The organism is Psychrobacillus sp. L4, assembly GCF_042944905.1.
In the GTDB taxonomy this organism is placed as follows: Bacteria; Bacillota; Bacilli; order Bacillales_A; family Planococcaceae; genus Psychrobacillus.
On the sequence record NZ_CP168496.1, the window covers coordinates 3,256,374 to 3,269,071 of the forward strand.

Annotated in this window: 12 protein-coding genes and 1 pseudogene; 5 read left to right on the forward strand and 8 right to left on the reverse strand. The window is 32.8% G+C overall.

Going from position 1 to position 12,698, the window contains the following annotated elements; genetic code table 11:
- Positions 1-69: 69 nt before the first annotated feature.
- Positions 70-246, reverse strand: coding sequence for a hypothetical protein (locus ACEPXG_RS15735; RefSeq protein WP_391204422.1), 177 nt, complete (start codon positions 244-246; stop codon positions 70-72).
- Positions 247-707: 461 nt separating this feature from the next.
- Here ACEPXG_RS15735 and ACEPXG_RS15740 point away from each other — a divergent pair, with 461 nt between their 5' ends.
- Positions 708-848, forward strand: coding sequence for a hypothetical protein (locus ACEPXG_RS15740; protein WP_391204425.1), 141 nt, complete (start codon positions 708-710; stop codon positions 846-848).
- 616 nt (positions 849-1,464) lie between these two features.
- Here the strand turns inward: ACEPXG_RS15740 and ACEPXG_RS15745 are convergent.
- The 7 genes from ACEPXG_RS15745 to ACEPXG_RS15775 form a co-directional block, all read right to left on the reverse strand.
- Positions 1,465-1,938: a hypothetical protein gene (locus ACEPXG_RS15745; RefSeq protein WP_391204428.1), complete on the reverse strand. Its 474-nt coding sequence runs from the start codon at positions 1,936-1,938 to the stop codon at positions 1,465-1,467.
- 408 nt (positions 1,939-2,346) lie between these two features.
- Positions 2,347-2,553, reverse strand: a complete 207-nt coding sequence (locus ACEPXG_RS15750; protein ID WP_391204431.1) for a hypothetical protein — start codon at positions 2,551-2,553, stop codon at positions 2,347-2,349.
- A gap of 245 nt (positions 2,554-2,798) precedes the next feature.
- A complete protein-coding gene (locus ACEPXG_RS15755) occupies positions 2,799-3,503 on the reverse strand; it encodes an IS6 family transposase (RefSeq protein WP_391204434.1) in 705 nt (234 codons plus the stop codon).
- A gap of 240 nt (positions 3,504-3,743) precedes the next feature.
- Entirely contained in the window at positions 3,744-5,081 is a 1,338-nt protein-coding gene (locus tag ACEPXG_RS15760; RefSeq protein ID WP_391204437.1) for a hypothetical protein, read from the reverse strand.
- 126 nt (positions 5,082-5,207) lie between these two features.
- The gene (locus ACEPXG_RS15765) at positions 5,208-6,980 is read right to left on the reverse strand and encodes a UvrD-helicase domain-containing protein (protein ID WP_391204440.1); all 1,773 of its coding nucleotides are present in this window, start codon (positions 6,978-6,980) and stop codon (positions 5,208-5,210) included.
- Positions 6,977-9,100: an AAA family ATPase gene (locus ACEPXG_RS15770; protein ID WP_391204443.1), complete on the reverse strand. Its 2,124-nt coding sequence runs from the start codon at positions 9,098-9,100 to the stop codon at positions 6,977-6,979. The genes ACEPXG_RS15765 and ACEPXG_RS15770 overlap by 4 nt, the downstream gene beginning before the upstream one ends.
- A gap of 429 nt (positions 9,101-9,529) precedes the next feature.
- Positions 9,530-9,919 carry a tyrosine-type recombinase/integrase gene (locus tag ACEPXG_RS15775; protein WP_391204446.1) on the reverse strand — a complete coding sequence of 130 codons (390 nt, stop codon included), beginning with the start codon at positions 9,917-9,919 and terminating at the stop codon, positions 9,530-9,532.
- Positions 9,920-10,401: 482 nt separating this feature from the next.
- Here ACEPXG_RS15775 and ACEPXG_RS15780 point away from each other — a divergent pair, with 482 nt between their 5' ends.
- The 4 genes and pseudogenes from ACEPXG_RS15780 to ACEPXG_RS15795 all read left to right on the forward strand — a co-directional run bounded on the left by ACEPXG_RS15780 (position 10,402) and on the right by ACEPXG_RS15795 (position 12,581).
- The gene (locus ACEPXG_RS15780; RefSeq protein WP_391204449.1) at positions 10,402-10,947 is read left to right on the forward strand and encodes a hypothetical protein; all 546 of its coding nucleotides are present in this window, start codon (positions 10,402-10,404) and stop codon (positions 10,945-10,947) included.
- Positions 10,944-11,486 carry a hypothetical protein gene (locus ACEPXG_RS15785; protein ID WP_391204452.1) on the forward strand — a complete coding sequence of 181 codons (543 nt, stop codon included), beginning with the start codon at positions 10,944-10,946 and terminating at the stop codon, positions 11,484-11,486. The genes ACEPXG_RS15780 and ACEPXG_RS15785 overlap by 4 nt, the downstream gene beginning before the upstream one ends.
- Before the next feature lie 31 nt (positions 11,487-11,517).
- Positions 11,518-11,598 (forward strand): annotated as a pseudogene (locus ACEPXG_RS15790) (IS3 family transposase); the annotation flags it as partial.
- A 683-nt stretch (positions 11,599-12,281) separates the two neighbouring features.
- Positions 12,282-12,581, forward strand: coding sequence for a tyrosine-type recombinase/integrase (locus tag ACEPXG_RS15795; protein ID WP_391209957.1), 300 nt, complete (start codon positions 12,282-12,284; stop codon positions 12,579-12,581).
- The last annotated feature ends 117 nt before the right edge of the window (positions 12,582-12,698 follow it).

The following is a 12,698-nucleotide window of genomic DNA, read 5'->3' on the forward strand; positions in this document are numbered from 1 at the left end:
TACATCAGTCTTTAAAATCCCATCTAAATTTAATTAGATGGGATTTTTGAATTGAGAAACTATTTTAGTTTAAGTTTGTAATTCCAATAGGTGGACGATTATTGGATTATCAAAGTTAACTGATTCTAACGTCTTCTTGGCCATAAAGTTAGCTTTTACTTTATTCATAGGAATCTCAGAAAAATATACTAATTCATCTGCTAATTCTTCAATCAATGAGTTGGCAACTATTTTTGATGTAACCATCGATTTTCATCTCCTTTCCATTTTAATTATTTCTCACTTTGTATTCCCAACTGATACGAGTTTTGGCTTTAGCTAAGACTCGTAGTGCGTGCCATTCAAAGTATTTAACTGTAATTCTTGATTGAGCGGATTTTATTTTCTTTATGAAAAAATTGTATTTTGCTCTTTCCTTATTGTTCAATGAATCCCTTAAAGTAGTCACTGCTGTACACCTTTCTTTTAACATCTACAACAGATATTAGTAATACTTAAGTGATCCTGTATTTCAAGGAATTCTCTTCTGATTTGCTCATTCTTACGCGCATATCATCTTTATATATAGCCCTAATGAAATTGATAAACATTATAAAAAATGTTCTGTGAAAAGTCTCCAAGCTCAATGTATTTTGATGTTCGTTTTTTTGCAAAAGCACCTCGTTACTTGAAGAAGCAACCTTCCCTTTTATAATGAGGTGAATAAAATGGAATTACTTTCTGAAAAGAATGCATTGAACTGGATACTTTATGTTCTTTACATTGGATTTCCTATTCTAATAGCAATAAATTTAGGTGTATTAATAACTTTAATCCAATTACGAGAAGGAATAAAAGATAAATTATAATCTAAAGGAACAGAGTAATTGTTCTTTCTCTTATTGAAGTAGTCGAGTAGAAGGGAACCTCTCTACCTTGCGGTAGATTGTGTTCCACCCCACTCACAGAACCGTGCTTGCGCTATTTACGCACACGGCTCCTCCAAATCATCATTCACAAAATGGTGATTCTGCTATCCTCAATAGTTTAGTTTACATTTATTATTTCTACCGCTGTGTGTAGTAAATGTGTCCCTAGTGAGGGTGATCATTTGGTAGCAGCCTTTCCTCCATCGGCATTTGGTTTCCTCGCTTATTATCGCTTGTACGCCATACTCTTCTAAAAAAAAAAGACCGGTAGGGCCTCCCGAGTTGCCGTATTATATCAATGTGTGACGTGCCAAGGTCTCTGACTCCAGAGAGGTTTTATCCTTCTTGCCTTTAACGATGGATAAAATGTAGCTTCCTGCCGTGCTTAAAGCATCAGCCCTCTCGATTTACTAACATTATGGAGCTCAATCCCTTCAACCATTTGGCTTTCGGCCCGCCACCTAACTGTCTACGCTTAAAGGCTAATGTTACCATTAGCCCTCCAAGACTCGCTACGAGTGAATGGCTAGTTCTTTCTCGACGGGAATCCCACCCGCTATATGATGCGACCTAGGCTCGGCCGCACAAGCACGACGTTAGTTGAATAACTATTGGTACCCTCCATTGGACTCTGGGAGTGATTTATACTCACCCTTACTTTAATTATATTAAAGACATAATTTTTCAGTTCAATTAGTTGTTTTCCATCGTTCGTTGGTTTGCAGTATTCCCCTGGAATTGAATGTGTTAACGTTTCACCGTTGATAATAATTTTCCACTTATCTTCTCCGTGCGGTTCTTGCATACAAACCGTTCCATTTATAGGTTCAGGCCTAAATTCCTTCGGTTCCACTATATTAATTTCTTGCATTTCCTCATAAATATCTTTCATTTCTTCTTCTCTTAAGATTAACTCTGTGGTTGCAGTACCATCTGCTATTAAATCCTTAGTCCCTGTTCCTTCGAAAGTATTAATTTCATTCTTTTTTTGTACACCGAAATGAATAGAAAAATCAAAATCACTAGGCATATTTTTAGTAGGAGAGTTTGTTAATTTTTAGATATCTCATTATTGTATCCCTTCTCTTTACCACTTTGTTGACAGCCCAATAACGATAAAAATATTAAAGACAAAATTTAGCTAAGTTTCTTCAATACCATCACTCCTTTTATTACTCGAAGATCTCGATAAACATATAAAAAAGCACTGCTAAAAGCAATGCATAATTGTACTTTAATTTATTGTTATTTGTATTGATATTTGCGTCGTTATTTAAAGTTTTGTACCACTCAACTGAACGGGTTAACCGCAATGGTTTTGGTTCCTTATTTTTTACTGCCGTATCAGAGTTTGTGGATGTATTTATAATGAATTGATATATCAAATCGCATATCAATTGGTAGAGTAGCAATAAGATATTACTATAATCTCAAAATATTATTCATCAGAATCCCAATGTTCAGATCCAACAGCATCATCAGCAAATTCCCTTATTGCGTCATCTACTTGTATCTTGTGCGCATCATCAAGCTGATTATACGATTCTTCATCAAAATCTGCTTCTATATCGGTTTCATCAAGATTGGAAGTTAATTTTTCCACTATTTTAGCCTGTTTATATTGTGATAGACCGCTACTAGTCATATTTCATCCCTCCTTTCTCAAGAATAGTAAACCTAAGTTCTATTATACTCCAACACTCGAAAATTAATATACAAGTTAAAATACTCTGTTATTATAAATACAAGCAGCTTGTCCGATTATAGATTCAAAGGGTTTTGGTCATTTCGTCAAAACGAACTTTCGTGTTATAAAACAAAAAAGGGTTCTGGTGCAAATATAATTTATTAGAAACATAGCACCTCATAACCCTTCACACCTGTGAATTATTATACTACGCCAAATAATTTATGTATGAATTCAATCTCGTTTTTCACAGACTTCCCCCTTTGGAGAAGTTGTCCTTTTTTGAGCATGTGCATCACTTCCACTCCACAGATAATCTGTTGGGCTGTTCGAAACGTTTTTAACCCTAGCATAGAACGGACTCGCTTCTTGATAAAGCGGTGATCTTGCTCCACAATATTATTCAAATACTTCTGTTGGCGGATTTGCATATCATCTGGTATGCTTTTTTCCTTTTTTAACTGTTTTATTGCTATCGGATAAGCTGGATTCTTATCAACTGTGATGACACGTGGCTTAGACATATGATTAGACTTCAAAGCTTTTTTGAAAAAGTCCTTTGCAGCCTGTTTATCTCTTGTTTTACTCAGATGAAATTCGATTGTGGTTCCTTCAGAATCGACTGCACGATACAGATACATCCATTGCCCCTTTACTTTGATGTATGTTTCATCGACTCTCCAGGAATCATTGATTCGCTTAAGATGTGGTCGTATTCTTACATCTAATTCCGGTCCATATTGATGAACCCATCGCATAATGGTTGTGTGGGCCATTGATAATCCACGTTCTTCCATCATTTCCACCAAGTTACGAAAGCTAAGGTTGTACCGTAGGTACCATCTCACGGTTAACAAAATAATCTCTGGCTGAAAATGTTTCCACTTGAATAACTGTTCCTTTTCCATACTAATCACGTCCCTATTTAGAGTAGTACTGTTACTATTCCCAAACTTTAGAGGTGAATTGCAGTTGTGTAGATATTTTCGCACCAGAACCTTTTTAGGTACTGAAATAGGAATCCTCATCAGTATTAGACTTGTATTTTTCAAATAATAAAAGGACATTATTACTCACTACAATTTCTCCTTCAAATAGAAATTTACATAAAATCTTTTTATCAAAAATTTTAAGCCTTTAATAATATTCTATTCGTCCTCCTCTAAAAATTGATCATCATCTATTGATAAATTAATATTTACTCTTACTTCTTCTTCTTCATTATCCTGATGGGGATTAGGATGATCCCTAAATACATCGAAGTCGTATTCGTCAGTTAGGGCTTCAATATAATAATCATCCGTAAGTTCAATTGCTTTGAAATTTTCAATAACTTGTTTAATCTGTTCAAAATCCTCAACATTAAGATTGTATAGAACCTCTGATTCCTTTAATTTATTTCCCCATAAACCCTCATCCATTTTTGCTGAATCAAAATCATCAACTATTTCTTCGGCATACTTGTCAAGTAGAGGATGGATTATTGACCTTAAGTAGTTATCGGTTAGGATTGCAAGGTGTGCAGCGTTTTCTGGAATACTATATACTTGTTTTATATCATATAACTCTTGATCAGTTATTTTTTCTTTTAATGTAGTATCATTAAATAATTCACTTACTATTTTATAACCAAATCTAAAATCATCATTTTTTATAGAGTCATAATCGCGAGATGTAAGGTAAGAAAAGTAAGAATCCTCTTTATCAAATTCAATTTCACACATTAAGCATTCCCCTGTGTAACCCTTTTCGTCCATATTTTCAAATATAACATTCTCTTTGACCAAGAAAGGTTTTTCGCAACAAGGACATTTGTGGTAGGTAATATACTGTTCTTTTTCTATTTGTTGTTGTCTTCTCTGGAAGGTTCCTGATTGATAGATACTATCAATTCTTAATTTCCCTTCAATGAATTTTTTGTACAATGTAAAGAATCTAATGAATTTCCATATATGTAATTCTTTAACCTGAGTGTCGCTTATTATGTTTAAATTATTTACCCTCACGAAATCCGAAAAGTTTGGAATATGTTCTTTATATATAGGGAAAACAACTGTAATAACCTGCGTGATTAGGTAATTAATTTGTTTTTCAGTTAGGTCATACTCATGGTGAGTTATTGCATTTCTAATGCTATTAAGGTGTTCAAAACTCCCGTACTGAGTTTCACTCAACTCTAATTTGTTTAAAACTGCACCTCTTTGAATAGCTTCCATAAAAGTAATAGTATTTCCTTTAAAGTCTTGCTTACCTGTATTTTTTAAAACATTCATTTGAGCCATAAAGTACTCTTTTAAGTTATCAAATATCAAAAGTTCATTTTTTTTCTTCACCATATATTTGAACAGCGTTTCTGTAGAATGATGTAAACTCAACACTATTTCTTTTGCTACATATTCTCTTTCGATATCTTGAAGAGAATCTAATGTTTTAAGATGTTCAATTGTTTTTTTGAATGAATGTAGACCATTATCAATTAAATTCATAATTTGTACCTTGTCCTTTCTATAGAAAACGAAAACGATCAATTGCTGAGTCAGTATTAATTTTGGCGTTACTGAGTTTTTAGTAGAATTTTGTCAGCTCTTAATACCAAAGAATATTGTTTATTTTTAGATATAATTAAATTCAACTGCATCTAATTGATAATTTACTTCATATGACCTACCTCGATTAGTAGTTCTACCTCTCTCTGCAAATAAAAATAAATTTTTTTTAGCTCTAGAACCAATTACATACAATAATTTATTCGATTCTTCTATTTCGACTTGAAGTGAAGCAAATACATGATTCCAATGGGGTAAATATCCTCTTAACAAACCAAAAGCTATTACAGTATGAAATTCTTCACCTTTTACACCCTGACAAGTATTTATAACCACACCCTTATTAGAATGAAATGTTCTCTTCATGTAATCAATATCTTTAGGTATTTCTTGAAAATCCCTTCTCTCATAACGTCTCCTAATACCATCAAAAAAACTTTCCCATTGTTTCGTTAATATTTCGCTAGAAGCATAATCAATTTCTAATTTCTCAAAAACTTGCTCGAAAGCTTTTTCTAAAAACTCTATGGAATCTTGGATATCTAGATCAAGCGAGTTTACTACTTTTAAAAACCTTCTACATTGATCTGAATCTACATTAATTGTAATACCATTTAATATAACCATATCTTCTAAGATTTCTTTCGCCCATTTCATTCTAATTAAATATCTGTTTGGATCTCTAGGAGACAAGATTATTCTAGTTAACTTGTACCAAAAATTATCTCTATCGCGTGGAAGAATAGTTAGTCCTGGTGCATCAAATGGAATGTCTGGCAATAGCGATTTCAATCTCCTTGCCATTGATGTTAGGAAATTCCATTGTGGTGCTAATACACAGATTTCATTAGGAGGAATTCCCGTTGCAATCTGTTCTTTTATTATTTCCGCTATTTTTTCAACCAATTCATTTTGATGTATACTTTTATCAAAAATAATTGTACCTTCTTCATCACAATATTCCGCCAATGACTCTATTTCTAAATTTACACTTTGAAAATTTCTATAAAAATCTATCAATCTTTGTGTTGTTCTATAATTACCATTCAACGACAATTCTTGAATTGGATAACCCCCAATTTCCTCACTTACTTCTGATACTGACTTAACAACACCACCTAAGGACTTAAATATAGCTTGATCTGGATCGCCAACAAGAAAAATTCTACACGTACCCTCACCTGATTTAATAATCTTACCTACGATTGTATACTGTAAATCTTGAGTATCTTGAAACTCATCAATAAAGTAATTTTTAAATATACGTGATAAATTATCACTAATCCTTGGAAATCCCTCTAAAAGGAGATATGAAAAGTATAAAATGAGATCGAAATCTATCATTTTATTTTCTAAAATGCGTTTATGATATTCTTTTGCAATATAATCTAGGCTTTCATCGCCATTTAAATAGTTTCCTTGTCGATCTCTTCTAGTAATAAAATTTTCATTGAAAGGTAAGCTATACTCTACCTTTAGTTCATCTTTTAATATTTCAGCTTTAAACTCGTCCAAGATACAAAATCCTTCTTTTAACTCATCTAGATATATACCATATGGTTTAATAATCCACTGTAAACAAAATGAGTGAATAGTACCTGTCCAAAGTTTAGATACATCTATACCCATATCTGATATTCTTTTATCAATTTCATCTGCAGCTCTATTCGTAAATGTTAATGCAGCTATTCTATGCGTTCTTTTACTTAATTTTTCAATTTCTCGAGCTATTTTTAGAGTCAAAACTCTCGTTTTCCCACTACCAGGGCACGCCAATACCATTGTATTGCCTTCAGTATCTAAAACTATCTGTTGAAATTGATTTAAAATTTCTTTCATATTTCAACTCCTAGCATCTCTATAAACTGAACTAAATGGTCATCAGCAGCAGCAGACTTTATCATTTCAATAAGTTCTTCTAGACTTAATTTATCAAGAGCAGCTTTATCTTGAATTGAAAATTTAGGATTACCTAAGTTAACTTCTTGCATTATTCGATAATGAGCCATTGCAACCAAATGTTGTTCCGTAATATGTTCAGAGTTAAATGCTATTGCTTCTAAAATATACTTAGGGATTATTGTTCTACTAGAAAGTGTTTCAACTAGTAATAAAGCAAACCAACCTTTACCCTCTTTTTTTGCTAAGCGTAAAGTTTCTTTCCCAACAATAACTGAATCACCAGAATCCAACAACTTCTCCGAACTTTCGATAGCGGACTTTTTCGAATAAATTGAGGGTAGCAGACTCTTTATTTCATGTTCATTTCCGTTTATTGAAAAATCTATTTCGAACGTATGTGGAGCATAATAGACATTTACCCATGGATTATTATTATAGGCAGCATCCAACAGCACTTTTCTTTCTGCACCTGATTTTTGTGAAGCTCTGATGGATTTTTGCAATTCATTATCGTCTTTTTCATCAATTGGCAGAGGTTCTAATGCTTTATCTAAATCTGTTACTATTGCGCATTTCCTATGAATTCGTTGTTCATCAAATAGATTTGCAATATGTTCAAAAACGGTGCTACTAACATTAATTACACTTACTCCAATTTCATCTAAACTTAATCCAAACACTTCTTTAAACATAGCTGGCAATAATATTAACTCTGCATCCCCTTCTACTAAAATAACTCCTTTGGCAAATAAAAGTGTAGATCTTGTAGCATCTAGATATCTTTCTATTCGCTTACAAGTATCAGCCTCTAAACCTGCACTTGGATGACAGACTTCTGTGTGTGATTTATCCTTAATTAATACATTTACTGAATCAATTTTACTTGCAGAAGAAATATGTGTTGAATGTGACGTAATAATAACTTGAGTATTTTCAAACTGATATTTATCAAACAAAGTTTTTTGAATATGTGTATGAATGTGTGCTTCTGGTTCTTCAATCAATAGAAAATGAGCCGCTTTTCCTTCCTGTGTTTGATAGAATTCATATTCTAATAATTTCAGAGTAATATAAATTAAGTTGGCTCCACCCAGGCTTAAATCATCTATTTTTCCTTGGTTACTGTTTGCATCATCTCCAACCCATAATGTTAGTGAGTGAAGTAATGTTTCTATTTCTTCTGGTAATTCAGATTTGATACTTACATGTGGAGAATATGTATACCCGAGAGTATTATTTAAGGACTTACTAATACTTTTTGTAAGCTCTTCAATTTCTTTCAGCTCACTTATTTCTGTATTCAGTGTTTTCACTTTATTTTTAAGTTCCTCTGCCTCTTCTATTTTTATTTCTTTTGCAGTTCCTCTTAAAAGATGCAGTAATGGACTACTCTTTCTTTGCTTTAATTCAGATATTACATTACGAAGAGCCTTTACAAAAGTGCAAGAAACTTCTTTTTTTATCAAGGTTATATGAGGTGAAATATTACCTAGTAAACTTAAATCTTCTTCATCTGGATTAGGAAAAATACCATTTTCAAAATCACCAACTAATGATTTATAAATTTCTTTATTATTAAAATCACCATTTAATCTGCAGGTAAAAACTGTTTCATAATCGACAATCGTAATATCTTTTAAGAAGCTTTCTATTTCTGCTTGAGTACTATTAGCTTCAGATAATTCGAATAAACGCTTCCGGATTTTTTTATTAGGACGAAAATACAACCCATAGGACCCAACTGATTCTTCCGCAGAGACATCTCCTGTATTATGTGTTACAAAACTCGCTGCCTCGCTAGAATCTAAATCTTTAAAAGTAATTTTTAAAACAACCCAGTGGCCTTTCCAATTCCCTAGAGAACGATTAATATCCGTTTCTAAAAGTTGTGAAGCATTTAAAGGAAGGGAATCATCTAGTAATAGTCTGATAGCGTATAAAGCATTCGATTTTCCAGAACTATTTTCCCCAATAAGAGTATTAATACCTTCTTTAAATTTAAAACTCGCATTTTTAAAATTTCTAAAATTAATTACATCTAAACTAGAAATATACATTAACTCCATCTCCTTATTATTCTAATTTACCATTATATTCTAATGCAGATAATTCAATTCCCTGCTTAGTGGACCAAATATCCCACGCTCAAATAAGGAATATTATACCATATTTATTAAACAAAACAGTTCCTTTAGTTGAAGAAAAATTCAAGTTATTATTAACATTGTACTTTATATGGCAAATAAAAAGCTTAAGATTTTGAAATAAGCAAAAATTAATTATTAAACTATATTTATAAAAATACATTTTTTTTAAAAAAGCACTCTCAATAGAGATGTGCTAATTCTTCACAATCATCTAGTGTTTTTGATATTCGTAATAGCATATAATTTCCGTAAGATTTCACTGTATTAGTTAGCATGATTTTGAATGGTCTGGTGAAAAGTATCTACGATGTCATTGTCTGTATTCGGTAATAAATGCGCTTAGAATTCTAATGTAATCTTGGGATTTGCATGACCCAATCGTTTAGAAATCTTAACGATATCTATTCCTGTCGAAATAAGAATGGATGCATGTGTATGTCTAATATCATGGAACCGAATATTTGGTACATTGGAACATTTTACAATCCGTTTCATTACTCGAACTACATTGCGCGGTTCTTGTAGGCTTCCTATATTTGTGCAAATGACCAAGTCTTGGTCCTTAAACTCAGTTCCCACTAATTCCTTCCATTCTTCGATTCGTTTTTTATGCAACTCTAATTCATTCATAAGGAACTCCGGTATTTTTATAGTTTTCTCTTCATTTAACCCTCGATTTTCCTTTAGGAATTTATTCATAACGCTTTCTTTTTCTTCTTTTGTAAACAAAGTTGAGATTCCATAACTTTTAAATTCCTATAATGAAAACTCTTTACCTAAATACATTCTTTCACAAATGAAGTTATTTTTTGCGCAGCAAAAGGTTACGAAAAGACAATACTTAGAATGAGTTCGTCTCTTAATGGTTAATGTACTAACATTATCGTTGTACTACGCAGTAAATATATCTGTTGTTTTTTCGTCTTGTTTATTCAAACATTAGCCATTTTATTGAAGATTTTTCTATAACTTCCAACATAATGAACTGCAAGTGTTAGAAATGTGGATGTAATTTATTTAGATGCTACTTTCCATGTCATTGCTATTACACTCCACTTATCAAAAACTCTGGTTTCGTTTGTGCAAAGGCAGTCGATCTGATTAATGATATATTTCCCAATTATTGTTTTAATTTTGTGCGGATTCCTATAGATAAAGGCGTATGGTATACTGAATCTACCAATATCACTTTGTGAAGGAGCTTATATGTCATGGATTTCGATGAATTTATAAAATCTCAACAACAATCGAAAGAAGAAACGGCATCACCAGAGAAAGCAAAGGAACAGGTCCAGTTTTTTAATGACCGCTTAAAGGATCTCTATAAAGTAGTCACTAATGCGTTAAAACTATACATTAATGACGGCAGCGTTAAGATATCCGAACACACTCAAGAACTCAAGGAAGATGAACTTTTTGGTTGTAAGGAATATCGTTATAATGCACAAGAGACAATCATTCAAATAGGTAAGTCAGCGGTGAACCTTACTCCTATAGGTATTAACATTATCGGAGCTGGGGGTCGAGTTGATATGGACGGACCGCGAGGCAAGGCAACAATTCTACTCGCGCGTCCAGGTGGGCCTCAAATCCATACTGCTATCTACTCGGAAGGACAAACACCTCTAGAACCCCCTGCTCCAACACCAAAGGAAGAACTCGTTTGGCAATTCATGGTTCGCTTGCCGCGCCTTCATTATATCGAAGTAAACGAGGAAACATTCAAAGACACTTTAATGCAGGTGATCAATGGATGACGAGGCTGAATCGTTCGCACGAAGAACTAACCCTTGAACAAGTCGCAGCCTACTACGTAGATTCATTAGAAGCAATACGCTTATTAAAGCAAAATGTATTAATTGGCCTGCCTCCTATTCCAAATCAATTTGTCGGACTAACCGCGACAGAGGTAAGGGTGATTTTTGAAGCAAGGGAAATGGAGCTAGATCGTCTCGCTACGTTTAATTTACTCGCTGCTACCGAAGCTAGCCTGAGAGTAGACTTTCATGAGCGTATAAATAAAAAAGGAAAAAGCGATCTGGACCGCGCATTTCTCAGAATTTATCGAGAGAAAAGAGATAAAATATCACTTGAAGAACATATTATAGATGAATGGAAGGAATTCAAGTCTGATCTTCGACACATTTTTACGAACTTTAAAGGCATACTAAGCTATCGTCATTGGCTAGCACATGGACGTTACTGGACTCCTAATCTCTCACTTAGGAAAAACGACTTTGATTCACTTTATCCAATCTGCTTCGAAGTTGAAAAAGTACTGCGCGATAATCGATGATTATCCATAAGATAGCTTCAGCGCCTTATTAATTAACTATTATAACAATACTCGAATTCAAACAAAACTATCCAACCAGTCACCGATAAAATATCGACAACTGGTTGGATAGCTGGTTAAAGGTATTTTGATCCCTGTCTCAAAAACGGCGGGTCACTTCATTTCAGAAATACTCCCTTTAATTGAATAACAATCAGCTTCTATGTATAAAAACGGAAAATAATTTCACGATATAACTGTTACATACTGTTTTCATCAAAAAAGTAATACAGACCACCTATTCACTCTTTTGTCCGCAATTTGTCCGCATAATTATTCTTTTGTACCGACTTTAATTTACTGAAATGATTTTCACTGTCTCGAAAACCTTATTAAACCAGACTTATTTAACTAAATCGAATTCAATTTAACCAGGTTATATTAGGGTTACAAATTCGACAAGGTGGGAGGCGCAAGTTCGAGACTTGTCGAGACCATCGTTATCATAAGCCTTAAAACGTTGATATATCAATGTTTTAAGGCTTATAATTTTTTTAAATCTCCATAACCAATACTTCTAAATTTAAGATTTGTCCGGTCTACCAAAATATATTAAAAGTATATCATTTTCATTTTTCTTTACTGCTAAATTATCTTAATGATGTTGAAATTCAATCTATTAATACAAACCAGCTTAACGAATATCTATTAAAGTTAAACGACTTTTTGAAACCATGGAGTTTTACTCAGAGTGTAATCTTTTTAAATTCATTTTTTCAATGGTCTCATTTAGAACGACATATAATAATAAATCCTATGCCAGTAAAAGATAAACTTATTAAAGAAGAATGCATTAAAAAAAGATTAAATGACGCTGAAAATTCCCAGATAATTAAAGCTTGTACTACACCATTGGAAAAGAGTTTGGTAGCATTTATACTCTCAACCGGTTGTAGGTTTGGAGAAATTGCATTGTTAGAGAAAAGTGATATTAATTGGGAAGATCGAACAGTGAGGAGAAGATGGAAAGTTATTAAAGAACAAGATATTTATTTTAACAATAAATGTAGAACTTTATTGAGAAGTTTTATTGTCGAACGAAAAGATCTAGAATAGTCAATTTTTGTTTCAGAAAGTATTCGATGAAAATGAGTATTAAACACCTTCATTGTATAATCCAAAAAGTCATGAATAGTGCTGGTATTAATAATCAATTCAATCCACATCATCTAA

What these genes read in the sequence shown, in the direction of transcription:
- ACEPXG_RS15750 (WP_391204431.1), bottom strand. Translation starts at nt 2,553, where the DNA reads ATGACTAGTAGCGGTCTATCACAATATAAACAGGCTAAAATAGTGGAA.
- ACEPXG_RS15735 (WP_391204422.1), bottom strand. Translation starts at nt 246, where the DNA reads ATGGTTACATCAAAAATAGTTGCCAACTCATTGATTGAAGAATTAGCA.
- ACEPXG_RS15755 (WP_391204434.1), bottom strand. Translation starts at nt 3,503, where the DNA reads ATGGAAAAGGAACAGTTATTCAAGTGGAAACATTTTCAGCCAGAGATT.
- ACEPXG_RS15780 (WP_391204449.1), top strand. Translation starts at nt 10,402, where the DNA reads ATGGATTTCGATGAATTTATAAAATCTCAACAACAATCGAAAGAAGAA.
- ACEPXG_RS15740 (WP_391204425.1), top strand. Translation starts at nt 708, where the DNA reads ATGGAATTACTTTCTGAAAAGAATGCATTGAACTGGATACTTTATGTT.
- ACEPXG_RS15745 (WP_391204428.1), bottom strand. Translation starts at nt 1,938, where the DNA reads ATGCCTAGTGATTTTGATTTTTCTATTCATTTCGGTGTACAAAAAAAG.
- ACEPXG_RS15770 (WP_391204443.1), bottom strand. Translation starts at nt 9,100, where the DNA reads ATGTATATTTCTAGTTTAGATGTAATTAATTTTAGAAATTTTAAAAAT.
- ACEPXG_RS15795 (WP_391209957.1), top strand. Translation starts at nt 12,282, where the DNA reads ATGCCAGTAAAAGATAAACTTATTAAAGAAGAATGCATTAAAAAAAGA.
- ACEPXG_RS15765 (WP_391204440.1), bottom strand. Translation starts at nt 6,980, where the DNA reads ATGAAAGAAATTTTAAATCAATTTCAACAGATAGTTTTAGATACTGAA.
- ACEPXG_RS15760 (WP_391204437.1), bottom strand. Translation starts at nt 5,081, where the DNA reads ATGAATTTAATTGATAATGGTCTACATTCATTCAAAAAAACAATTGAA.
- ACEPXG_RS15785 (WP_391204452.1), top strand. Translation starts at nt 10,944, where the DNA reads ATGACGAGGCTGAATCGTTCGCACGAAGAACTAACCCTTGAACAAGTC.